Annotated in this window: 23 protein-coding genes and 1 other RNA gene; 8 read left to right on the forward strand and 16 right to left on the reverse strand. The window is 42.4% G+C overall.

What is annotated here, in order from left to right; genetic code table 11:
• The first annotated feature begins 63 nt into the window (after positions 1-63).
• Entirely contained in the window at positions 64-627 is a 564-nt protein-coding gene (locus AAAH86_RS06560; RefSeq protein WP_343486716.1) for a hypothetical protein, read from the forward strand.
• Positions 628-678: 51 nt separating this feature from the next.
• On the opposite strand, the gene rnpB is transcribed toward AAAH86_RS06560, so the two are convergent.
• Positions 679-997: RNase P RNA component class A (gene rnpB, locus AAAH86_RS06565), an RNA gene on the reverse strand.
• A 105-nt stretch (positions 998-1,102) separates the two neighbouring features.
• Here rnpB and AAAH86_RS06570 point away from each other — a divergent pair.
• The gene (locus AAAH86_RS06570; protein WP_343486717.1) at positions 1,103-2,881 is read left to right on the forward strand and encodes a DNA polymerase III subunit gamma/tau; all 1,779 of its coding nucleotides are present in this window, start codon (positions 1,103-1,105) and stop codon (positions 2,879-2,881) included.
• Between the two features lie 58 nt (positions 2,882-2,939).
• Positions 2,940-3,521 (forward strand): tRNA-(ms[2]io[6]A)-hydroxylase, encoded by a 582-nt coding sequence (locus tag AAAH86_RS06575; RefSeq protein ID WP_343486718.1) that lies wholly within the window; start codon positions 2,940-2,942, stop codon positions 3,519-3,521.
• Positions 3,522-3,862: 341 nt separating this feature from the next.
• Here AAAH86_RS06575 and ppk1 read toward each other — a convergent pair whose 3' ends face one another.
• From ppk1 to rpsA, 9 genes are all read right to left on the reverse strand, one after another.
• On the reverse strand, positions 3,863-5,953 hold the full coding sequence (gene ppk1, locus AAAH86_RS06580) for a polyphosphate kinase 1 (protein ID WP_343486719.1): 2,091 nt from the start codon (positions 5,951-5,953) through the stop codon (positions 3,863-3,865).
• Between the two features lie 3 nt (positions 5,954-5,956).
• Positions 5,957-6,442: a histidine phosphatase family protein gene (locus AAAH86_RS06585; RefSeq protein ID WP_343486720.1), complete on the reverse strand. Its 486-nt coding sequence runs from the start codon at positions 6,440-6,442 to the stop codon at positions 5,957-5,959.
• Between the two features lie 68 nt (positions 6,443-6,510).
• Entirely contained in the window at positions 6,511-7,158 is a 648-nt protein-coding gene (pdxH, locus tag AAAH86_RS06590; protein ID WP_343486721.1) for a pyridoxamine 5'-phosphate oxidase, read from the reverse strand.
• A 68-nt stretch (positions 7,159-7,226) separates the two neighbouring features.
• Entirely contained in the window at positions 7,227-8,132 is a 906-nt protein-coding gene (locus AAAH86_RS06595; protein ID WP_343486722.1) for a ribonuclease Z, read from the reverse strand.
• Positions 8,129-8,461, reverse strand: coding sequence for a ribonuclease Z (locus AAAH86_RS06600; RefSeq protein ID WP_343486723.1), 333 nt, complete (start codon positions 8,459-8,461; stop codon positions 8,129-8,131). Before AAAH86_RS06600 ends, AAAH86_RS06595 begins: the two co-directional genes overlap by 4 nt.
• A 4-nt stretch (positions 8,462-8,465) precedes the next feature.
• Positions 8,466-9,392: an aspartate carbamoyltransferase catalytic subunit gene (locus AAAH86_RS06605; protein ID WP_343486724.1), complete on the reverse strand. Its 927-nt coding sequence runs from the start codon at positions 9,390-9,392 to the stop codon at positions 8,466-8,468.
• Between the two features lie 12 nt (positions 9,393-9,404).
• A complete protein-coding gene (locus AAAH86_RS06610; RefSeq protein ID WP_343486725.1) occupies positions 9,405-9,761 on the reverse strand; it encodes a hypothetical protein in 357 nt (118 codons plus the stop codon).
• On the reverse strand, positions 9,758-10,297 hold the full coding sequence (gene pyrR / locus AAAH86_RS06615; RefSeq protein ID WP_343486848.1) for a bifunctional pyr operon transcriptional regulator/uracil phosphoribosyltransferase PyrR: 540 nt from the start codon (positions 10,295-10,297) through the stop codon (positions 9,758-9,760). The genes AAAH86_RS06610 and pyrR overlap by 4 nt, the downstream gene beginning before the upstream one ends.
• Before the next feature lie 101 nt (positions 10,298-10,398).
• A complete protein-coding gene (gene rpsA, locus AAAH86_RS06620; RefSeq protein ID WP_343486726.1) occupies positions 10,399-12,261 on the reverse strand; it encodes a 30S ribosomal protein S1 in 1,863 nt (620 codons plus the stop codon).
• Between the two features lie 263 nt (positions 12,262-12,524).
• On the opposite strand from rpsA, the gene AAAH86_RS06625 reads away from it, so the two are divergent.
• Positions 12,525-12,905, forward strand: a complete 381-nt coding sequence (locus AAAH86_RS06625; RefSeq protein ID WP_343486727.1) for a LysM peptidoglycan-binding domain-containing protein — start codon at positions 12,525-12,527, stop codon at positions 12,903-12,905.
• 12 nt (positions 12,906-12,917) lie between these two features.
• Here AAAH86_RS06625 and cmk read toward each other — a convergent pair whose 3' ends face one another.
• Entirely contained in the window at positions 12,918-13,640 is a 723-nt protein-coding gene (gene cmk, locus AAAH86_RS06630) for a (d)CMP kinase (RefSeq protein WP_343486728.1), read from the reverse strand.
• A 50-nt stretch (positions 13,641-13,690) separates the two neighbouring features.
• Entirely contained in the window at positions 13,691-16,141 is a 2,451-nt protein-coding gene (lon, locus tag AAAH86_RS06635; protein ID WP_343486729.1) for an endopeptidase La, read from the reverse strand.
• 221 nt (positions 16,142-16,362) lie between these two features.
• On the opposite strand from lon, the gene AAAH86_RS06640 reads away from it, so the two are divergent.
• The 4 genes from AAAH86_RS06640 to AAAH86_RS06655 are packed head-to-tail and all read left to right on the forward strand — an operon-like array spanning position 16,363 to position 19,333.
• Positions 16,363-16,917, forward strand: a complete 555-nt coding sequence (locus tag AAAH86_RS06640) for an RNA polymerase sigma factor (RefSeq protein WP_343486849.1) — start codon at positions 16,363-16,365, stop codon at positions 16,915-16,917.
• A 10-nt stretch (positions 16,918-16,927) separates the two neighbouring features.
• A complete protein-coding gene (locus AAAH86_RS06645; protein WP_343486730.1) occupies positions 16,928-17,488 on the forward strand; it encodes a hypothetical protein in 561 nt (186 codons plus the stop codon).
• On the forward strand, positions 17,466-18,566 hold the full coding sequence (locus AAAH86_RS06650) for a hypothetical protein (protein WP_343486731.1): 1,101 nt from the start codon (positions 17,466-17,468) through the stop codon (positions 18,564-18,566). The genes AAAH86_RS06645 and AAAH86_RS06650 overlap by 23 nt, the downstream gene beginning before the upstream one ends.
• A 41-nt stretch (positions 18,567-18,607) precedes the next feature.
• Positions 18,608-19,333: a head GIN domain-containing protein gene (locus tag AAAH86_RS06655; RefSeq protein WP_343486732.1), complete on the forward strand. Its 726-nt coding sequence runs from the start codon at positions 18,608-18,610 to the stop codon at positions 19,331-19,333.
• Between the two features lie 77 nt (positions 19,334-19,410).
• Here the strand turns inward: AAAH86_RS06655 and AAAH86_RS06660 are convergent, their stop codons facing one another.
• The 4 genes from AAAH86_RS06660 to AAAH86_RS06675 all read right to left on the reverse strand — a co-directional run bounded on the left by AAAH86_RS06660 (position 19,411) and on the right by AAAH86_RS06675 (position 24,652).
• Positions 19,411-19,812, reverse strand: coding sequence for a hypothetical protein (locus AAAH86_RS06660; RefSeq protein ID WP_343486733.1), 402 nt, complete (start codon positions 19,810-19,812; stop codon positions 19,411-19,413).
• A gap of 84 nt (positions 19,813-19,896) precedes the next feature.
• The gene (locus tag AAAH86_RS06665) at positions 19,897-21,219 is read right to left on the reverse strand and encodes an MFS transporter (RefSeq protein ID WP_343486734.1); all 1,323 of its coding nucleotides are present in this window, start codon (positions 21,217-21,219) and stop codon (positions 19,897-19,899) included.
• Between the two features lie 63 nt (positions 21,220-21,282).
• Positions 21,283-22,089, reverse strand: a complete 807-nt coding sequence (locus AAAH86_RS06670; RefSeq protein WP_343486735.1) for a M48 family metallopeptidase — start codon at positions 22,087-22,089, stop codon at positions 21,283-21,285.
• Between the two features lie 163 nt (positions 22,090-22,252).
• Positions 22,253-24,652 carry a glycoside hydrolase family 31 protein gene (locus tag AAAH86_RS06675; protein WP_343486736.1) on the reverse strand — a complete coding sequence of 800 codons (2,400 nt, stop codon included), beginning with the start codon at positions 24,650-24,652 and terminating at the stop codon, positions 22,253-22,255.
• Positions 24,653-24,664: the final 12 nt, after the last annotated feature.

Consider the following 24,664-nt stretch of genomic DNA (forward strand, 5'->3'; position numbering starts at 1 on the left):
TATTTGATGTGCAACATACGGAACTCCCAATGAAGTCGTTCTAGTCATAAATAAATAGCAATTATGAAAACTTTGAAACTTATTTCAGCCCTTTTTGTGCTCACCTTCTTCATTTCTTGTAGTGACGATGATGAGAATACTACACCTGTAGATCAAGATTCTTTGATAGGCACCTGGGAAATGACGGGCTTAAATGCCGATATCGACTTTTCAGGAAATATTGAAGGTATCTCATTTACTAGTGAAACCAATACTGTAGGTGAAAATTTTGATTACATAATCACATTTACAGAAACAACTTATACTGCTTCTGGTTCCTACGATATTGTCACTAATGGAACATTAAATGGAGTGCCAATCGATGAGGACAGACAGACCATTTCAGACGCTAACGAGTCAGGTACGTACAGTGTTCAAGACGGTGAACTTGTCATCGATGGTGAACTTGTTGATTTAGAATCCATCAATTCTGATCTTGAAGGTGCATCAGTAGATGGTACTTTCGAATCGTTTATCGACGGCAATGGAAACCTTGTTATTGAACAGGTTCAAGACCTTCAAATAAATGAAGGGGGAATACCTTTGGATATTGATGTAGATTCAAGAATTGTTTTCAGAAAACAATAAGTACTCCAATAAACATAAAAAAGGCCAAGTCAAAAAACTTGGCCTTTTTTAATAGTAAGCAGGCTATAAGCCGGATTCTGTCTCCCGATAGTAATCGGGGCCCTATCATTTATCTCGACTTTTGGTTGCCCAAAAGCTCTAACCGCCTACCCTCCGATTCGGGCGTGCTACCCTCGATCACCGGTTTACATGGCGTTTCACCGCATAGAGTTTACCTGATTTCACTACAGCCGAACTGTACTTGCTTTCTGTTGCACTGGTCCTGTCCCGACCGTAATCGAGACGACGGGTGTTACCCGCTATGCTGCACTGTGGTGTCCGGACTTTCCTACCTGACACTTGTCGTCAGGTCGATAAGGTGGCCTGCACATACAAAGGTAATCCAATTGTTGATAAAAAAGGAAACGTTGGCCACTTGACCCTATTCGTTACACCGAGCTATTTTTATATTTGTATTTGCCATAATCACTCCACATTGGAACCGTTCATCGTATCAGCAAGAAAGTACCGCCCCAAAACATTTAAAGATGTGGTTGGGCAAGAGGCCATTACCAATACGCTTACCAAAGCCATTGAGAGCAACCACTTGGCACAGGCACTTTTGTTCTGTGGCCCCCGCGGAGTTGGCAAGACTACCTGTGCCAGAATATTGGCCAAAAAAATCAATGAAGACGGTTCTGAACGTGAAGATGAAGACTTTGCCTTCAACATTTTCGAGCTGGATGCGGCCTCGAACAATTCCGTCGATGATATTCGCAGCTTGATCGATCAAGTTCGTATTCCTCCACAGGTCGGTAAATACAAAGTGTACATCATCGATGAGGTACACATGCTCTCGCAATCGGCCTTCAACGCTTTCTTAAAGACCTTGGAAGAGCCTCCCAAACATGCCATTTTTATTTTGGCGACCACAGAGAAGCACAAAATCATTCCGACCATACTTTCACGCTGCCAAATATTTGATTTTAAGAGGATAACGGTAAAAGATGCCGCCGATTACCTGAAGTATATTGCCAAAGAACAGGGTATTGATGCCGAGGATGATGCACTGCACATCATTGCCCAAAAAGCGGATGGTGCCATGCGCGATGCCCTTTCCATTTTTGATAGGGTTGTCAGCTTTTCAGGCAAAAACTTGACAAGAAAGGCCGTCACTGAAAATCTCAACGTACTCGATTACGACACCTATTTTGAGACCACCGAACTGATTCTTGATAATGACATTCCCAGTCTATTAGTATTATTGGACAAGACCCTAGCGCTCGGTTTTGATGGCCACCATTTCATTTCAGGGCTCGCTTCGCATTTTAGGGATTTAATGGTGTGCCAAAATTCAGAGACCATTGCTTTGTTGGAAGTGGGTGAAGAGGCCAAAAAAAGGTACGCTGAACAGTCAAAAAAAACATCAAAGGAATTCTTGCTCAAAGCGCTCGATGTGGCCAATGATGCCGACCTGAAATATAAAACCAGTAGAAACCAAAGGCTTTTGGTAGAGCTCACCCTCATGAAGCTCGCATCACTTACTTTCGAAGGCGAAAAAAAAAAGCCTGAGCAGCTGATACCTGCTTCCCATTTTAGGCAGATGCAACCTAGAAAGGAAAATACCACCATTGCTGCGGAAGAACGGATTGACGCCCCGCCAAAGCAAAAAGAAGTGGAAGAAAAATCCCCTCCCCAAATAGTGAAGAGCGAGGCACCGCCTGTAAACGATGGACATTCCGTCAGTGAGGAAGTTGACACACAGGAAATCCAATCCCAACCAACCAAAAAACCGATAGTAAACAATCTTCCGAAACGGATCTCCGGGCTATCCATTTCAAGCCTGAAAACCAAAAAAGAACATCAAAACACCAAAAGTTCTGAGGTTCTGGATGCAAAGGAGTTGCCTGAAGCTATTTTTGAAGAGGTTGACCTACAAAGACATTGGAACGATTTTGCAAACATCTTGGTCAAAAAAGGAAAACGGATTCTGGCCAGCAACCTGCATACCGATATCCCAAAATTAAGGGAGGGCAACGTCATCACAATCGAACTGCCCAACGACACCATGAAAAAAGAGTTAGAGCGCGAGCAAAAACCGCTGATGGACTACCTGAAGGAAAAGCTGAACAACCACACTATCACCCTGAGCATAAAAATCAACGAAGAAACGAACAAAAAATACGCCTTTACCCCAGAAGAGAAGTATGAGAAGTTGAAACAGAAAAATCCTGCCCTTGATCTGCTCCGAAAAGAGTTTGACCTAGACCTTTAGGTCGATTCTTTCTTATACGTGCCCTATAATTTATCTTTGTGAAAATTGATACAATAATATGCTTGGACTCAAACTGCCCACCGATCCACGATGGGTCAACATTGTTGAAAAAAATATTGAAGAGATTCTCACTGACCATGCCTACTGTGAGCAAAAGGCGGCCAGCACGGCCATTTCACTGATTATCGGATTTCCTGAAAAATCAGAATTGGTCAAAGAGATGATTGCCCTTTCACGTGAAGAAATGGGCCATTTTAACATGGTACATGAAAAAATTCTGGAGCGTGGGTGGTCGTTGGGCCGTGAACGAAAAGATGAGTATGTCATTGAATTGATGAAGTTCTTTCCAAAGGGAGGCAGCCGAGAAACACATCTTGTTCACAAATTGCTTTACGCTGCATTGATTGAAGCAAGAAGTTGTGAACGGTTTCGGTTGTTATCTGAACACATAGCCGACGAAGAACTGGCAGAATTCTATCGAAGATTGATGGTCAGCGAGGCGAATCACTATACCATGTTTTTACAGTTCGCCCGAAAATATGGTGTTCGAGAAGAAGTTGACCAAAAATGGCAAGACCTATTGGAATACGAGGCGGAAATCATGAAAAACTTGGGCAAAAAAGAAACCATGCACGGTTAAGGTCGTTAATGGTTAATGAAAGAGAAGAATTTTTTGAAATTTGGTGCTAGAATTTTGGATTTTTCATTCAAAATTGTTTCGCAAAGCTCTGTACTGAGTCTTTCAGAGTTTCGCAGGGAAAATTACACTTTTAAATTTTACCCTTCTTTAGCTTTGGTGGACACGAATTACACTTATTTTCACAAATAACTTTTAAAATTTGGCTTTTTAGTTTGTGTTTGACATTTGAGTTTGCATTTCAGAAATTTCACAGATCATTTAAAAGCAAAATTCGTAATTCGTAATTCGTAATTCGTAATTCGTAATTCGTAATTCGTAATTCGTAATTCGTAATTCGTATTTCAAATAGCTTTTTCTTCCAACTTTTCCTTGTAATAATCATAGAGCGCAAACTGTGAACGTACTTCTGGGCCATCTGTTTTTCTGTAGGCATTGTCTTGTTTCTTTGAAAAAACACGGGCCTTAATAGTATCGTTCCAACTGATTTCAAAGGTGTCAACCAGTTCTTTTTTGATGTCTTTGTCGTATATCGGGCATCCTACCTCAACCCTGTAATCAATATTTCTGGTCATCCAATCCGCAGAAGAAATATAAACTTTTGGGTCTCCGTCATTGGCAAAGACAAAAAGACGCGGATGTTCTAAAAATTTATCGACCACACTGATGGCCTCGATGTTCTCGCTCATGCCCTCAACCCCGGGAATCAAACAGCAAATACCCCTTACAATCAACTGTACCTTCACCCCTGCCCTGCTCGCCTCATAGAGCTTATCCACCATTTTATACGATGTGAAGCTGTTCATCTTGATTTTGATGTACGCCTCTTTACCGACTATGGCATTCGCTATTTCATTGTCAATGAGCTTACTGAAAACACTTTGGGTATAATGCGGTGAAACAATAAGATGCTTGTACTTGTTTATTTTGTACGAGGTCTCAAAGAAATTGAACACTTTGTTCAGCTCTTTCAATATGGAATCGTTGGCCGTGAACAACGTATAATCGGTATAGATTCTTGCGGTCGACTCATTGAAATTGCCAGTGCTGACAAAGCCATAGCGCTTTAACCCACCATCTTCTTCACGTTCGACCATGCATATTTTACTGTGTACCTTCAGACCGGGAATACCAAAAATCAACTTGACCCCTTCTTCTTGCAGCTCATTCGCATATTGAATATTGGCCTGTTCATCAAAGCGTGCCTGCAATTCAATCTGTACGGTCACCTGTTTGCCATTCTTAGCGGCATTTATCAACGCTGCAGCTACTTGTGAGTCATTGGCCAATCGATATACCGTTATTTTGATGGACTTTACTTTCGGGTCCAAAGCAGCCTCTTTCAAAAATTTGATGACATACGAGAAGGTATGATAGGGTACATATTGTAGATAATCTTTTTTGGCAATACTCTCAAAAAGACTTCCGTCAAGGCTCAACCCCTTTACGGGCAAGGGGGTGATTTTTTCGTAGAGCAGGTCATTCCTTCCCAAACTGGGAAACCCCATATAATCACGTCGATTATGATAACGCCCACCGGGTATGACACTATCATTCTCTTCAATGCCCATTTTCTCTTTCAGGTACTTAAGCGTATCCCTCTCGATGCTTTTATCATACACAAAACGTACGGGGTCACTGATTTTTCGATGCTCAACACTGGATGAAATTTTCTCGATGAAGCTTTTGCTCAAATCGTTGTCGATATCCAATTCTGCATCACGGGTAATCTTGATCATGTGGGCAGATATGGATTGATACTCAAACATGGTAAAAATCTTATTCAAACAGACCCGAATCAAATCATCTAAAATGATGATGAAATCTTTGTCTCCTTGTTTTGGCAATACCACGAAACGGTCAATACCCTTTGGAATTTCAATAAGTGCGTACTGTACCTCCTTGGCTTTTCGATTTTGGGATGCCTTTTCACTTTTCAACACCATCTTGACAGCCAAATAGGCAGCCGTATCTTTAAGAACGGGGAACTCTGTGGTCTCATTGAGGATGATAATCATCAATTCAGGATTCACCTCCTTCAAAAAGTAGGTGCTTATAAAATCAATCTGCTGTTCATCTACTTCTTTCTCGTTGACGATAAAAATATTTCGCTCTTCGAGTTCTTTTTCAATATTGCGCAGAATCTCAATACTCTTGGATTGCTGGGCAATAACAATCTTGGTGATTTCTTCCAACAAATCTTTTGCCCGTTCACCGCCCAAAACACTTTTTCCCTTTTTACCGGCATCTACGATACGCTTGACAGTGGCATAGCGCACTTTGAAGAACTCATCTAGATTATTGCTGAAAATTCCGAGAAAGCGCAATCGCTCAATCAAAGGCACATTTTTATCGGCACTCTCTTGCAGTACCCGGTCATTAAAATGCAGCCAACTGATTTCTCTGTTTACGTATTCGTTCTTCGGATTTGCCATAGGTTATTTAAAGTGTTTTGGAAAAAGGGTCAATATAGTCTTTCCTTTGGAAATCGATTTCCATTCCCTTCCAGAAAATTCTATCTGTACCAAACCTGACGTGGGCACATTGTCGATGTACTGATTTCCCCAAAGGTTGGCCAGACTTGTAAAGGCATGGTTATGGCCAAAAATCATCACCGTATTCAAATTGTCATCGAGGTTTTTGACGTGGTTTTGCACACTTTCGCCAGAAAAATCATAGAGATTTTCGGTCACCCGGAATTTTTCAAAATCATGGTCAAGGTTTCTCAGGGCGATGATGGCCGTGTGGAGTGCCCTATTGCCCAAACTCGAGTAGGCAAAATCGATTCTTACACCTTCTTTCTTAAACTTTTGTGCAATCAAATGAGCATCATTGATGCCTCTTTCCTTCAACGGTCGGTCTTTGTCTGAAACCCCATACTCCCATGAGGATTTTCCGTGACGCATCAAGATTATTGTCTTCATAACCAGTCTTACAAAGTTTCAATACACCCCTAACCCCGATAGCTATCGGGGCCTTCAAGGGGACAATTCTAAGGTTGTAAGCGTTCTATTTTCCAATCCCAGTTCTTTTGCAAGGTATATCGAATCCTGTCATGCAAACGATTGGGTCTGCCCTGCCAAAATTCAATGGAAACAGGTTTCACTACATATCCGCCCCAGTGTTTGGGCCGTACAACTTCTTTACCTTCAAGTTTTTTTTCCAAATGGTACAGTTTCTTTTCCAAGACTTCTCTAGATTCTATGACTTCGCTTTGGTCAGATACCACGGCACCCAATTGGCTTCCTCTGGGGCGGCTTTCAAAATACCCGTCAGAAAGATTTTCAGGAATTTTTTCGGCCGTGCCTTTGATAACCACCTGACGTTCTAAACTGGGCCAAAAAAATGAAAGACATACATTCGGATTTGCCGCTATCGCCTTACCCTTTTCACTTTCATAATTCGTATAGAAGAAAAAACCATCTTCATTAAACTTTTTCAGCAGCACAACCCTACTCTTCGGATAAGCATCTTTACCGATTGTAGAAATTGTCATTGCGTTTGGCTCATCAATGGTATCAGAACCCTCCACTTCATAAAACCAAGTCTGAAACTGCTGCATCGGATTATCGGAAACAACATCTTCCGTAAGCGCACTTTTTTTGTAGCTCTTTCGGTAATTGGCCAAATCTTTTTCCATCACTTTCAAATTTCAGCAAAAGAACGGAGAAGTTAAAACTTGTCAGGGTTTATTTATGGTGTACAGCGTCAGATTTCAATGACTTTGCCATCCTCGCCCAAAACAACATTTTCAAAAACCGTTACTGCTTCTTCCTTAAATAGTTCAATGCTTTTGTAACGGGTCGAATAATGACCGAGAACCAAAGTACCGACCTTGGCTTTTTTGGCGATGGTTGCCGCTTCTTGAGCTGTAGAATGTTTTGTTTTCTCGGCCAGATGCTTTTCTGATTCCAGAAAAGTGGATTCATGGTAGAGCATGTCTGAATTCTCAATAAGCGGCACTATACGCTCATTGTACGCCGTATCACTGCAATAGGCATACTTTTTGGGTTTTGGCGGGTCAAAGGTCAATGCTTTATTGGAAATGGTTTTTCCATTCTCCAAAATCACATCTTTCCCGTTTTTGATATTGTTGAACTGACTGCGGTCCACCTTATGTTTTTTTACTGCATCGATATTCAGATTTCTGGGAAGCGGTTTTTCCTCAAATAAAAATCCGTTGGTATAGATGCGGTGTTCGAGTGGTATGGTCTTGACCAGCACTTTATCATCTTCATAGATGGTTTCAGAGGTTCTTGATGTTAACTCGTGAAATTTAAGCGGATAGTTCGTCCACGAATCTCCCAACTTTAAAAATAAGGTAATGGCTTCTTTGATGCCTTTTGGCCCATAAATGTGCAATTCGGTCTCGCGGCCCAACAGCCTGAATGTGGATATCAATCCAGGAAGTCCAAAAAAATGGTCGCCATGAAGGTGCGAGATAAAAATATGCTTCGTACGCGAAAACTTTATTTTATGCTTTCGCAACTGCACTTGGGTGCCCTCACCACAATCAATCAAAAAGAGGTGGTTTCTGATGTCAAGTACCTGTGAAGTCGGATTGGTAAGCGTTCTGGGAGTAGCGGAATAACATCCAAGAATATGAAGCCTCATAATTCTAGATCGCGCTCAATTTCTTCCATCTCAATAATGTCTTTGGCCTCTTGTATGGTTGGCGCCAAACTGATTTCGTCATGTACATCGTCAAACGAGACCTTGTCAGTGACCAAAACAAACGATTTGTTGGCCGCTTTGTGCTTTCTAGAAATTTCAAGAAACTCCAAAACATCATTGGCTGTGAGTTTTTCGAAAGAAAAAAGATTAATGACAATATGGTCGTGTCTTAGTTTCGGATAGGCATTTTCCAGATTCTTCAAAAACATGGCCAAAGAGGTTTTCTCTTGAAAAACAATCGTGGTATTGCCCTCTTTGTCGAAAATCATTTCGCTATTTAATTTTTGAAGCCAAAAGATAAATTACCGCCATTCTGATGGCCACCCCATTTTCTACCTGTTCTAAGATAATAGATTGATTTGAATCTGCCACATCAGTGGTAATTTCTACGCCCCGATTGATGGGCCCGGGGTGCATGATTACTATTTCTTTGTCAAGACTATCTAAAATAGCCTTGTTAACACCGTATTGTTGGGTGTATTCGCGAACGGAAGGAAAATAACTGAGCTCCATACGCTCGTTTTGAATGCGCAACATATTGGCCACATCACACCATTCAAGGGCTTTTCTGAGGTTGGTCTCCACTTCTACCCCCAAGGACTCTATGTGTTTGGGAATCAATGTTTTTGGTCCACAAACTTTGACCTTGGCCCCTTGCAGCTGCAGTGCGAAAATGTTGGAAAGTGCCACCCTTGAATGCAGGATATCACCGACAATCACCACATTTTTTCCTTCAACGCCACCCAATTTTTCACGGATGGAAAAGGAGTCTAACAACGCTTGTGTAGGGTGTTCATGGGCACCGTCACCTGCATTGATGATGGAAGCTTTCACATGTTTCGACAAAAATATACCTGCCCCGGGATTGGGGTGTCGCATCACCACCATATCGACCTTCATTGATAAAATGTTGTTCACGGTATCAATCAAGGTCTCCCCTTTCTTTACCGATGATTGGGATGCAGAAAAATTGATGACATCTGCGGAAAGCCGTTTTTCGGCCAATTCAAAAGACAATTTTGTTCGGGTACTGTTCTCAAAAAAGATATTCGCAATGGTGATATCGCGCAGCGTGGGTACTTTTTTAATAGATCGGTTGATGACCTCTTTAAAATGATCGGCAGTCTCAAAAATGAGCTCAATATCTCTTTTGTTTAGATATTTGATTCCCAGTAAATGATTTACACTCAGTTCGCTCATGTGTCTCTGAGATTATTGATTCGAATTATCCATTATTTCAAAATCAAACTCCAATTCAAGTGTTTTAGCTTCTTTCTGAAAGCTAAGGTGTACCGCTGCCCCGTTTAAAAAATAAAAATCATTTAAAATAGGCTGCATGGCCTTGAACAGTTCTTCTGCATTATTTCCATAAGTGAACAGCGTACCATGGCTATCGTCAATGGCCACTTCATGACCATCGTGCTTTCCGGTATGTGGAGGTAGTTCGTCAAATAATCGAGAATCCAATCTGTGTATTTCATCCAAACCTGAAAAAGCCCCGAAACGTATCAATACTGAGTCTTTGCCCAGAGTGGTTTCATGTGCTATGTTCACTTTCTTAGCCTTCATTTGTTGACCAGATAAACCACATCTTTACCATCGTTCTCTGCCCATAAGACCTTGACCTTTTCTTCGTTGATGGCATCTACCTGACGCCCCCTGTAATTGGGCTGTATGGGCAAATGCCTGCTGAAGCGTCTGTCTATGAGGGTCAAAAGTTCTATTTCAAGTGGCCTTCCGAAGGACTGAATGGCTGTCAATGCGGCACGAATGCTTCTTCCTGTATACAACACATCATCAATAAAGACCACATTTTTATCCTCTACCAAAAAATCGATTTTGGTCGTACTGGCTTCCAAGGTTTTGTCGCCCCTTCGAAAATCATCCCTATAAAAAGTGATATCAAGCGAGCCGAGTTTGATATCCTTCACCTTGTAATCTTCTTTCAAGATTTTAGTCAATCGCTCTGCTAGATAGATGCCTCTCGGCTGTATGCCAATCAATACCGTATTGCTAAAATCTAGGTGGTTTTCAAGTAATTGACAGGCCAAACGGTGGAGAATGATATGGATTTCTTTGGCGGAAAGCAGTACTTTTTGGCTCATGGGCGTTGCACCAGCTCGTTTGATTGACAAAAGTAAGGAATTTCAAAACAAAAAGCCCCGACCAAATAGTCGGGGCTTCACATATCTCTCAAACTGAAAACTTATTTTTTATTGTCAGCTTCCATTTTTTCTTTCAGTTTCTGCAATTGTGAATTTGCATCACCTAAAGTCGGAGCATCTTCTTGCGCGGCAGCCATTTTCCTTTTGGCCGATCTTACATTACGCTCTTCTTGCTCTCTAAAGATAGCGGTATGGCTGGCCACTACACGCTTGAAGTCTTTGTTGAACTCAATGATCTTGAATTCTGCTTCTTCGCCTTTGCCCAGTTTCTTGCCATCCTCTTTTTCCATGTGGCGTTGTGGTACAAATGCTGTGATGTCTTCATTGAAGTCAATCGTAGCACCTTTGTCAACAATCTCTGTGATTTTGGCTTTGTGCACCGTGCCTTCAGCAAACTCGGCAGCATACTTATCCCATGGATTTTCGGTGGTCTGCTTGTGGCCCAAGCTCAACTTGCGGCCTTCAACATCCAACTCCAATACTTCAACCTCAATGGTATCGCCAACATTCACAAATTCAGATGGATGCTTGATTTTCTTTGTCCATGAAAGGTCAGAGATATAGATCAAACCGTCGATACCTTCTTCCAATTCAACAAAAACACCAAAATTGGTAAAGTTTCTGATGATTCCCTTGTGACGTGAGCCAACTGGGTATTTTGAAGTGATATCCGTCCATGGGTCTGGGGTCAATTGCTTGATGCCCAATGACATTTTACGCTCTTCCCTATCCATGGTCAAAACAACGGCTTCTACCTCATCGCCAACGTTTACAAAGTCTTGTGCAGAACGCAGGTGGGTAGACCATGACATTTCAGAAACGTGAATCAAACCTTCAACACCTTCAGCGACTTCAATAAAGGCACCGTAGTCAGCGATGACCACGACTTTGCCCTTCACTTTGTCACCAATTTTGATTTCATCACCAAGGGCATCCCATGGGTGTTTCTCCAATTGTTTCAGACCCAGCTGGATTCTTGATTTATTATCGTCAAAATCAAGGATGACCACATTCAGTTTCTGATCCAGATCAACCACTTCATTCGGGTGGTTGATACGGCTCCATGACAGGTCGGTGATGTGGATCAATCCATCTACACCGCCCAAATCGATAAAGACACCGTAGGAAGTGATGTTTTTGACCACACCTTCCAAAACCTGGCCTTTTTCCAATTGGCCGATGATTTCTTTTTTCTGTTCTTCAATATCAGCTTCAATCAACGCTTTGTGCGATACAACAACGTTCTTGAACTCGTGGTTGATCTTCACCACCTTGAACTCCATGTTCTTGCCAACATATTGGTCGTAATCACGAATAGGTTTCACGTCAATTTGAGAACCGGGCAAAAAGGCCTCGATTCCGAAGACATCGACAATCATACCCCCTTTGGTACGGCACTTGACAAAGCCTTGTACCACTTCTTCTTTGTCATGGGCGTCATTTACACGATCCCATGCCATTATGGTACGGGCCTTACGGTGTGAAAGCACCAATTGGCCTGTTTTGTCTTCACGGATGTCAATAAGGACTTCAACCTTGTCACCAACCTTTAAATCAGGGTTGTAACGAAACTCATTCAACGAGATGACCCCTTCAGACTTGGCGTTGATATCAATGATTGCCTCTCGGTCGGTCATGTGTACAACGGTACCTTCGACAACCTCTTCATCGGCGGTATCGACAAAATTCTCTTCTACCAAAGATTCAAACTCCTTCAGTTTAGAATCCTCGACACGCTCAATACCTTCTTCATATTTATCCCAGTCGAAGTTTTCTAGAAATTCTTTTGGGTCTTGTTTAGGAGTCTCTTCTTTGATTTCTTCGCCAACTTCTGCAGTGGTGTTAGCTACTTCTATCGCTTCAGCAGCTTCAGCTACTTTTGCTTTCTTTTTTTCTTCAGCCATGTGCTGATTTTAGTTTGTATTCTGCTGGTGCTACAAGAGTCAGGCGATTACCGCAGAAGTAATTAGATTTTTTTTGGATTCCTTTTCTCTCTTGAATTTCGCCAAAAAGGAGTGCAAAAATACAATTAATTTATTGTACTACAAACATTTACTTGTGATAGTGATTGCCACTTCAAGTATTAATGAAAATTTAAGCCAAAATGAGACTTTAATGGCTATATTGTGACACACTAATTGTATAACCATTAAACATCGAAAACACTATGGGCGTTAAAGCAAAATATCAACCCGTACTTGATCTGGGGCAGCAACTCGGAATCAAGGATGGCGACGTTTCTGAAGAAAATGGCGTGCTCAAAATCAAGGGCGAGGCCAATACCCAATACGAAAAAGACCTTCTTTGGGACAAAATCAAGCAAATCGGAGGCGAAAACCCCTCTGATGTCAAAGCCAATATTTCTGTGGGTGACAGTTCTGTATACCATCGTCATGTGGTCAAAAGTGGGGAATCATTGAGCAAGATTGCCAAGCATTATTACGGCGATGCCATGAAATACAATGCTATTTTTGAGGCGAACCGAAACATTCTGAACAATCCTGATGTGATTCATCCTGACCAAGTTTTGGTCATTCCAAATCCATAAAGATTCACGCCTTCAAGGTTTCAGACCTTCAAGGTTTTGAAAACCTTGAAGGTCTATTTTTTGTCTCGCTAAATCCAAAATCTTTTCAAACTGCTCCTCCATCCCCAATTCGCTGTTGTCAAATTCTATGGCATCTTCTGCCTTTTTTAATGGGGATGTTTCTCTGGTGGAATCAATACGGTCACGGTCTTGCACATTTTTTAATACTTCATCGTAGGAAACGTTCTCACCTCTGCCCAACAATTCTTGATACCGTCTTTGTGCCCTGATCTCAGCAGAAGCGGTCATATAGATTTTCAGCTCGGCATCGGGAAAAACAACGGTGCCAATATCCCTTCCATCCATCACGATGCCCTTTTCCAATCCCATTTTTTGCTGTTGTGCCACCAATTTCTCACGCACTTCTTTAATCGTGGCCACTGGGCTCACATATTTTGAAACCTCCATAGAACGTATTTCACCTTCAACATTCTTGCCATTAAGGTACATTTCTGATTTACCTGTATCGGTATTGGTCTTGAATTTCAGTTCAATACTGGGTAATGCGGCGGTCAATTTTTGGGCATTCAACTTACCTTCTGAAACAAAACCATTTTGCAAGGCATAGAGCGTCACGGCGCGGTACATGGCCCCTGTGTCGATAAAAACATAGCCCAAGGCTTTGGCTAGACGCTTGGCAACAGTGCTTTTACCTGTGGAGGAATGGCCGTCAATGGCAACGATGATTTTACGCATGGGGCAAAAATAGGAAGCAACTTTGACAAAGTTTCGGACTTTGTCAAAGATTATAGCTTTTTCGCGTTCTTTACCCTCTGTTTGGTAATCGCAATATCAATGACCTCGGCCATATCGGTTACGTAATGGAATTTGAGGCCTTTAAGGTACTCCTCCTTGATTTCCAAAATATCTTTTCGGTTGCCCTCGCAAAGAATGATTTCTTTGATACGGGCCCGTTTGGCAGCCAGAATCTTTTCTTTGATTCCGCCAACGGGAAGTACTTTGCCACGTAGCGTTATCTCGCCGGTCATCGCCAAGCTCTTTTTCACCTTGCGTTGGGTGAACAACGACACCAATGAGGTCAACATGGTGATACCCGCACTGGGGCCATCTTTAGGTGTGGCGCCCTCGGGTACGTGAATGTGTACATTGTATTTCTCAAATACTTCTGGATTGATGCCATACTGATCAGCATTTGACTTGATGTATTCCAAAGCGATTGTTGCTGACTCTTTCATCACTTTGCCAAGGTTTCCAGTGATGTTCATGGTGCCTTTTCCTTTGGAAAGTATGGACTCTATGAATAAAATATCACCTCCCACACTCGTCCATGCCAAACCGGTTACCACCCCTGCCACTTCGTTATTTTCATACTTGTCACGCTCCATTCGTGGTGGGCCGAGCACTTCTTCAACATCGGCATGCGTGACCTTGACATTGTATGTTTCTTCAGTAGCAATATTCTTTGCAGCAAAGCGTACCATTTTGGCGATTTGCTTTTCTAATGTTCGTACCCCCGATTCGCGGGTATAGCCTTCCACAATTTTTTCGAGTTGGGGCTTGCCAATCTTTAAATGTTTTGCTGTCAGCCCATGTTCCTTCAATTGTTTGGGCAGTAGATGTCGTTTGGCAATCTCGACCTTTTCTTCAATCGTATAGCCTGTAACATTGATGATTTCCATACGATCGCGCAGGGCTGGTTGAATTGTTGAGAGATTGTTTGCGGTAGCTATGAACATCACTTTTGACAGATCGTAGCCCATCTCTAAAAAATTATCATGGAATTCACTGTTCTGCTCAGGGTCAAGCACCTCTAACATCGCCGATGATGGGTCACCTTGATGACTGTTTGAAAGCTTGTCAATCTCATCCAATATAAAGACAGGGTTTGACGTGCCCGCTTTTTTGATACTTTGAATGATGCGCCCTGGCATAGCACCGATATAAGTTTTACGATGTCCGCGTATTTCAGCCTCATCACGTAGCCCACCCAACGACATACGCACGTATTCACGCCCCAAAGCCTCTGCGACCGATTTGCCCAATGAGGTCTTACCCACGCCCGGAGGGCCATAAAGGCACAGAATGGGGGATTTCATATCGTTGCGCAATTTCAATACGGCCAGATATTCAATGATCCGGCGTTTGACATCCTCAAGTCCGTAATGATCACGGTCCAGTATTTTTTGGGCGCGTTTCAGGTCGAATTTATCTTTGGAGTATTCGTTCCATGGCAGGTCAAGAAACAAATCAAGATAATTTCTTTGGATGGAGTACTCCGCCACCTGCGGATTCATGCGCTGCATCTTGGCCAATTCTTTCTCAAAATGTTCTTTGACCTTTTTGCCCCATTTTTTCTTTTTGGCCTTGATGCGCATCTCGTCTACCTCTTCCTCATACGAAATACCACCCAATTCTTCTTGAATGGTCTTCATTTGCTGGTGAAGGAAATACTCGCGTTGTTGTTGGTCCATATCACTACGGACCTTGGATTGGATGTCGTTTTTCAACTCCAGCTTCTGAAGCTCAACGTTCATATACTTGAGTGTGGTGAGGGCCCGCTCTTGTAGATTCTCGATTTCAAGCAATTTTTGCTTTTCGGCAACCTCTAGGTTGAGGTTTGAAGACACAAAGTTGATCAAGAACGAATTGCTCTGAATGTTCTTGATGGCAAAATTGGCCTCGCTGGGTATATTTGGGTTGTCTTTGATGATGCGAAACGCCAATTCTTTGATAGAATCGATGATGGCCAAAAATTCCTTATCATTTGAATCGGGTCTTGTTTCTTTCGCCTCACGGATGGTCGCCGTCATGTAGGGCTTCTCGGTAAGCACCTCGGCAATCTCAAACCTTTTCTTGCCCTGGATAATGACCGTGGTATTGCCATCGGGCATCTGAAGAACCCTCAGAATTCGGGCTACCGTACCCAAGGTATTGATATCTTTTACACTCGGATTTTCTGTCTCTTCGTCTTTTTGTGAGACCACCCCAATGGTCTTTGTGCCATTGTTGGCGTCTTTGATCAGATTGATTGATTTGTCCCTACCTGCAGTGATCGGTATGACCACACCGGGAAACAACACCGTATTTCTGAGTGGCAGCACCGGTAAGGTATCCGGTAGTCTCTCACGGTTCATCTCTTCTTCATCTTCCGGTGTCAGAAGGGGAATCAACTCTGCATCCTCATCAATCCCCTGTAAAGACAAATTGTCAAAATTTGTGAATTTTACTTCTCCCATATATCATATTTCAGCCATTCTGTCATTCATTGAGCAGTGGCACTTAGCTAATTATTTCTTCAATCATTGCCCACAAGCCTTTGAAAATAGGCCTTGTAGTTCATGCAACGGCTTTTTACCTCCTTGAAAGGACAATTCTTGTGCCATGAAAGACTAAAAATTTAAGAAAAAGTGTAACAATCGGTAAATTGTTAAATCTTTACTACAAACCATTCAACTTTTTGAGCCGCCAAAACGAACATACTGATGCACTGTTGCAATTATGTCTGGAAGGAAAACAAAGTGCCCAGCTCGAAATTTACAACCGCTATTACAAGGCCATGTACAACACGGCACTGCGGATTGTAAAACATACAGCTGAAGCCGAAGATGTGATGCAAGAATCGTTTCTGAACGCGTTTACGAAACTGCACACTTTTAAGGGTGAAGTGACCTTCGGGGCATGGTTAAAACGAATTGTGGTGAACAACAGTATCTATCATTATAGAAAGCAGCAGAAAATAAACACTGTTGATATAGATGAGGTTGTATACAAGGTCGAGGATAATGATGGAGTTGCTTTAAGCCACAATGGTCAAACAGAACTGAAGGCTCAAAAAGTGATGGAGACCATGAAAAGTTTAAAAGACAATTACAGAGTTTCTTTGACCTTACACCTCATCGAAGGTTATGATTACGAAGAAATCAGCGACATCATGAACATCAGTTATGCGAACTGTAGAACGACGATTTCAAGGGCTAAGGAGAGTTTGAGAAAGAAGTTGGTATTGAATTAAAAAAATTGATATGAAGAAGGACGGAATAGAAGAATTGTTTGACAGCTTACAGGGCCAATTTGATATTGGTGAACCCAGAGATGGACATCAAGAACGGTTTCTTGAAAAATTGAACCGATCAAAAGGGGTGGTAGGCATCCAAAGGAAAAAGACGAGTTGGTGGAAACCGCTTTCCATCGCTGCCTCAATAGCCTTACTATGCATGTTAGGGCTTCAATTGTTCAATGAGAAACCAACCATTGATGAACAAGTGGTCGAGATTGCGCCAGAGGTATCAGAGACCCAGTTCTATTTTGCCAGCCTCATTGAAGAACAGGTGCAAGAGTTGAAAAATGCCAAGTCGCCCGAGACGGCGCAACTGGTTGATGACGCTCTTCTACAGTTGACCAAATTGGAAAATGATTACAAAAAGTTGGAACAAGACTTGGTCAACGGGGGCAACAGCAAAATCATACTCAATGCCATGATTATCAACTTTCAAACAAGAATCGATCTATTGAAAGATGTACTGACCAATATTGAAGAAGTAAAAAATTTAAAACCATACAATGATGCGAATTTTACCATTTAAATATCTGACCCTAATTCTCTTTGTGCTGCCACTGGCAGTCAAGGCTGACCCCTGTGACAGTGGTTGGAAGGGAAAATACACCAAAGAAAAGACCATAAAAAGAGAGTTCAATGTGAATTCAGATGCCCTTTTCAAGGTCAAGAACAGTTACGGCAACCTTAACATCACTTCTTGGAACGAAAACAAAGTGATGATAGAGGTGCACATCAAAACAAACGGCAACAACGAGAGCCGTGTACAAGAGCGGCTCAATGAGATTGATGTATATTTTGAAAATGAGGCAAGTTATGTCGCTGCACGTACCCGATTTGGTGATAAAGACAGAAATTGGGGCTGGAGCTGGGGAAAGAAGAACAATGTCAACGTACAGGTGAACTACACCATAAAATTACCCGTAAAAAACAGCGTGCACCTGAACAATGACTACGGTAACATCTACCTTGACCGCATTGACGGCCATGCCAAGATCAATTGCGATTATGGTAAAATTGAGGTGGGCGAGCTACGTGGGCGTAACAATGAGCTGCGATTTGATTATACTTCAAGGTCGACCTTTGAATACGTCAACAGTGCTGAAATCATTGCAGACTATTCAGGGTTTACCATTGAGAAGGCTGGCGATTTGACCGTAAAAGCGGATTATACCAATGCCGTCATCAATGAGATGGGCAACTTGGACTATTCCTCTGACTATGGTTCTATGGAAGTGGGCCATGTGAAAAACGTGCAGGGCAACGGTGACTACATTGGCATCAAATTAGGTGAAGTTCACGGCAATGTTGATGTCTCTGCCGATTATGGATCGGTAAAGATTTCAAAAATGATGCCCGAAGCCGGAGATGTAAACATCAAAACCGATTATACGGGGATTAAAATTGGATATGACCCCGGCTATCATTTTGATTTTGACATCACCACAGAATATGCGGGGGTCAGTGGATTGGATGATTTTGAAGTTCAGGTCAGAAAAGAGAAATCAAGTGAAAAGTACTACAACGGATACCACGGCGATGATAATTCTGGTAATGTAGTCTATATCAACAGCGAATACGGAGGAATCACTTTTTATAAAAATTAATAACCTGTCCGCTGTAGGCGGACCAAAAAACGAACACAACCATGAAAAAAACACTCACTGTAACACTATTACTTTTCACTTTTGTTGCTACGGCACAATGGGGAAAAAGAGTAAAAGGAAATGGAAAAACAGTCACCATTGAACGTTCGGTTGGCGAATACGATGCCATTGCAGTTGCCGGATGGTTTGATGTGGAATTGGTTTCGGGCAACGAAGGTGAAATCACACTCAAAGGCGAAGAAAATCTTTTGGAGTATATCAAAACCGAAGTAAAAGACGATGGCCGTTTGGTCATCAAGGTCGAAAAAGGGGTCAATCTAAAACCTTCCAATTGGAATTCGGGCATCAACATCACAGTGCCCGTAGAAGACATCAGTGCGGTCTCTTTATCGGGCTCCGGAGATGTGGTGAGCAAAACCACTTTAAAAGCCGATAGGTTCAAGGCCAACGTGGCGGGATCGGGTGATGTTGAACTGTCCATCGAGGCTGACGAATTATCAGCACAATTATCTGGTTCTGGGGATATTGTACTTGAAGGCAGTGCAAGAGACTTTGACGTTCAGGTTTCTGGCTCTGGCGACGTCAAAGCCTATGACCTTAAAGCGGATAACGTCACTGCCCAAGTTTCAGGTTCGGCCGATATAAAAATTACCGCCAACAGCATGCTAAAAGCGAGAGTATCAGGTTCAGGTGATATCAGCTATAAAGGGAATCCTGGAAAAATTGACAGCAAAGTTTCAGGCTCAGGCGACGTATCAAGTTATTAAAAAGGGGGTTTATCGAAATCAATCATCAAACAACCATCATCAATCAAAAGCACGCCCCACTCAACCAGTGGGGTTTTTTATTCAAGGTGCATGACCTTTTCTTGTACCGCAACAGATTTTCTGAACTCCGATGGCTTTTTCTGATTTAAAAGTTTGAGTCCTTCGGCTTCCGATATAATAGACTGAAAGTTTTTTTCACCGTTGGCATAGCTGTTCTCATTGGCATACGTGGTCACCAAAATAAAATCAAAAGATGCTTCTTTTGTCTTAGCGGTTTCCAACAATTGAAAGCCTGCAATATAGTTTCGTTCTAGGGCCTTCTGTCTGAAAACCTTCCAATTGTTCTCAAAATAATAACGTGCCTCATCCCTATTTTCATTAAGGACTTCAACGAATTCTATTGTAGAAAGTTTTGGTTTTTCTTGGGCAAAAAGACCCAATGCGCATAGCAATAGTAAAAATGTAATTTGTGGCTTCATAATTATAAACAAATTAGGTGCTAAAAATATTTGTTTCCGTAGCGATGGAAGTACTCTTACATCGAAACTTGATTTAAACTTTTGCTAATTTTTACGCTCAACCCTTGTCAATAAAAATGCACCGATCAAAAAGAAAATACCCAAAAAGATGGCCGCATTGCGCATACTGCCCGTGAATTGTGCGACAAATCCATATAAAAAGGTGCCAATGACGATACCAATTTTTTCGGCCACATCATAAAAACTGAAAAAAGAAGTGGTATCGGTGGTTTCAGGCAGAAATTTCGAATAAGTCGACCGTGAGAGTGCCTGTATACCACCCATCACAATACCCACCAAACCCGCGGCGATGTAGAAATCCATTGGTGTCTGTAGAAAATATGCGTAGATACAGAGCAGCAGCCAAAAGATATTGACGACAATCAAAGTTCTGATATTCCCAAAGGCTCTTGAGGCCCTTGCTGTGGCCGTTGCGCCAAATATAGCGACGACTTGAATCACCAGTATACTGATGATCAGCCCTGTGGTTCGTTCGCTGTCACTGCCCCAAGCTATTTCTTCTTCCCCAAAATACGTGGCGATGAGCATGATGGTCTGAACCGCCATACTATAAACAAAAAAGGCACCCAAATATCTTTTTAGCTTTGTTTCAGTACCCAATTGCTTCCAAACGGACTGCAGCTCTCGAAAGCCGTTGAGGATGATGTTTTTTCGCTCGCCTTCCCTTTTATATCCTTTGGGAAGATGTAAAAAGGTATATTGACTAAAAAGCATCCACCAAATGCCTACAGAGACAAAAGAGTATTTCATGGCCTTGATTTCAGCTGCTTCTCCCCCACTGTCCGTAATGCCAAACACATCGGGCTTCATGACCATTGCCAAATTAAAGAGAAGCAAGATGACGCTTCCGATATAGCCCAAAGAGAATCCTTTGGCACTTATGCCGTCTTGTTGTTCGGGAAAAGCAATGTCAGGTAAATAGGAGTTGTTGATGGCGAAACTGACCCAAAATCCCACCAATCCAAAGAAATAACACGTCAATCCCAGATAGATATTTTCCAATGAAAACCAGTACAGGCCGATACAGGAAACCGCGCCCAAGTAACAGAAAAATTTGAGGAAGATTTTTTTATTCCCCAAATAATCTGCAATACCTGAAATCAGCGGGGTGATAAAAGCGATAAAGACAAAAGCCGCCGAAGTGACGTAACTGATGAGCGGTGCGCGTGCAATTTCACCACCAAAAATCTGAATTTTCTCTATTTCGGCCACGCGAAACAAGGCCCCATAAAAAATCGGGAAAATGGCCGAAGCGATGACCAGGCTGTATACGGAATTGGCCCAATCGTAGAATGCCCAAGCATTCAGCAACTTTTTGTTGCCCTTCATCGCAAGTACCTTAGCCATAGGGCTAAAAATAAAAAAAGCCGCCCAGAACAGACGGCTTGAAATAAAATCTTTTTAACATCTCTACTTAAAGCTGGTCACCCCAAATTTTGTGGCTTCTTGTTTGGCCAATGGCGCCCAAGCTTCCAAATTCTTGATACGGGTATCCGTTGAAGGGTGCGTGCTCAAAAATTCTGGTGGTGCCTGCCCTCCTTTGGCTTTCATGCGTCGCCATAAATCAGCGGCCTCATCAGGATTGTACCCTGCAATGGCCATAATCTGTATGCCAATTCGGTCAGCCTCTGTTTCATGACTTCGACTGAACGGAAGCATACCACCTATAGTAGTGCCAAGACCATAGGCTTGATTGAACATGTTGCGCTTTTGGGGGTCTTGAATGGCAACATTACCAGCCACGGCACCGATTTGTTGTAAGGTGCCCGCACTCATACGCTGGGCGCCATGATCGGCCAATGCGTGGGCCACCTCGTGCCCCATGACCACAGCTACGCCAGTTTCATCTTGACAGATGGGCATAATGCCCGTGTAGAACACGATTTTACCGCCTGGCATGCACCAAGCATTAACGGTTTCATCGTTGACCAAGTTGTATTCCCATTTATAATCTTTCAAATAGCCAGGATACCCATTGGCATCAAGCCAGCGTTCGGCAGCAGATGAGATTCGTTGGCCGACATTGGTGATCATTTTTGCCTCAGAGGTGCCTTCTACAACTTTGTTTTCATTCAAGAATTGGTCATATTGGGCGAAAGCCATGGGAAAAATCTGGCTATTCGGATAAAAATTCAAGGTTTTCTTGCCCGTAAAGGGGTTTGTCTTGCACGCGACAACGGCCAAAAACAGCATTATTGCCAAGAGTAATCGTTTCATCTGTTTAAAATTTTATAGTTTGCTGAAAAAGAAGAAACTAGAAATTTCTGCACATTCAGTAATTCGCATATTTTTATTTTAATCATATCGATAGGGTATGCTTAAAAAAGTTTATGCTCATTTCATATCTTAAGTGTTTAGAGATAGAAAATTACGAAAAATATCATTCACCAATAATGTGCAATTCGGTGAAATCTTTGCTGATTTGAATACTGTTGTTGCCGTTGAGCTTTACCGATTTTAAATCGACCACTTCATTATCGACCTCGATAGTTTTAATTTTAAAGGGCAGGCCATGAAACTGTAACTTAAAGGTTTCGTAGGGTGTGATGTAGCTGCCATCTTTGAACTGTTGTATGATCAATTCATTGGGTTTGCCCTTAAGCCTGAAATTGCGCAGACTAAAACGCCCCTTTTTATAATCATAGCCATCATGCTGGTCTTCGTAGACCGTGGAGTTTTCGGTTCCTTCTTTATAGTAGACATCTAGAAGCAACTCTGTCAATTCTTTTTCACCGACATACTGCTGAACAGGATATTTGGGTATGATGGCGCCTTCTTTGATAAAAAATGGAATTTTATCGATTCCCGCGGAAACCCACTTTTCCATACCCCCTTCAACCACTTCACCGGTCCAGTGATTGTACCATTTTCCATTGGGAATGTACATTCTGCGCCCCTGTGCGTTGGGTTCCTGTACCGGGCAGACCAAAATCTGTTCGCCAAAAATAAATTCATCGGTACGGAAATGGGTCTGTACATCGGCCTGGTCGTAAAACACCAATGATTTCAGCATCGGCAGACCGTCTTTGATGTATTTGTAGAACATGGTATACAAATATGGAAGCAGTTGGTACCGAAGTTCAATGAACTTTCTGACAATATCGGTGATCTCATCACCAAACGACCAAGGTTCTTGATCACCATGGTCACCACTGGAATGTACCCTACAAAATGGATGAAAAATACCCAGTTGGATCCAACGGGCAAAAAGTTCGCCATTGGGCTGTTCGGCAAAACCCCCAATATCGGATCCAACAAACGAATAGCCGCTCAGGCACATGCGCTGCATCTGCACATTGGCTATCCAGAGGTGTTCCCAAGTAGCAACGTTATCCCCCGTCCAAGTGGAACAATACCGCTGTGTGCCCGAATAGGCTGCCCTTGTCAAGACAAAGGGCCGTTTCGGAAACATGAATTTTTTGATACCATCATAGGTTGCCCTGGCCATTTGCATACCATAGACATTATGCGCTTTTCGATGGCTACAAGGGTGGCCGTCATAATCGTGTCTCACATCAAGATTCATGGTTTTGGTCGGTACTTCCATTACTGCGGGTTCGTTCATGTCGTTCCAAACGCCCTGAACACCGACATCGGCAATCATTTCTTTATAAAGGCCCGACCACCACTCACGAACCTCTGGATTTGTAAAATCAGGAAACTTGCAATCCCCTGGCCAGACTTTGCCCTTAAAATGAGGTCCATCAGCCCTTTTGCAGAAAAAGTCATTGTCCATCGCCTGTTGATAGACCCAATAATCCCTATCTATTTTCAGCCCTGGATCAATCATGGTAACGGTCTTAAAGCCAGCTTCTGCCAGCTCATCGACCATTTTTTTTGGGTCGGGGAATTTTTTATTGTCCCACGTGAAACAACGAAAGCCATCCATATAATCAATATCCAAATAAATGGCGTCACAGGGTATCTTTAATTTTCTAAACTTGGCAGCAAGCTGTTTTACCTGTTTTTCAGGATAATAGCTCCACTTTGATTGGTGATATCCCAAGGCCCATAAGGGTGGCATTTCTGGCACGCCGGTCAAATCGGTGTATGCCTCAACGACCCTTGACATTTCAGGGCCGTAAAAAAAGTAGTAGTTCATTTCGCCGCCATCGGCCCAAAAACTGGTGATGTTTCTTTTTTCATTGGCGAAATCAAAATAGGTACTGAACGAATTGTCGAAAAAGACACCGTAAGCAACTTCTGAGTGAAGGCCGACATAAAAGGGTATTGCCTTGTACAGTGGTTCTTGATCTTTGCCATAAGCATACGAATCGGTGACCCAATTGTTGACTCTTTTGCCTTTTAGGTTGGTGTGTGAGGCCTTGTCGCCAAGCCCGTAATAACTTTCAGATGATTGGGTCACTTTGCTCATCTTCACCACATTGCCACCGTAAGCAAAGTTTTCTTCCCAATGAAAACCTTGTTCATCTTCGTTGATGATGTTTCCCTCTAAGTCAGCAATCTGGACTTTGAGGTTTTCTTTTTTCACATACACCTTTACTTTTGACGTGGTGATGACGTATTCAGGTGCTTCTTCCTTGACATCCAACTCGTTATAGCCCAAACTCACATCTTCACTGACCGCATACGAAAAGTCAGGTTCAAAAACATGTTCGGTAGCATACCTGAAACGTATCATGCTGTCACGCAATACCGTGATTTCAAGAATCACCCCGTTCTGCGTGGTGAAGTAAAACTTTTCGTTCTCTTGCTTGAAATCGACAATCTGATCGGGGTATTGATTGCCCCTTCTTTCAAACTCGGTATTTGTAATCATTTCGGAAAGATT

Source organism: Allomuricauda sp. d1 (assembly GCF_039592695.1).
Classification (GTDB): Bacteria; Bacteroidota; Bacteroidia; order Flavobacteriales; family Flavobacteriaceae; genus Flagellimonas_A.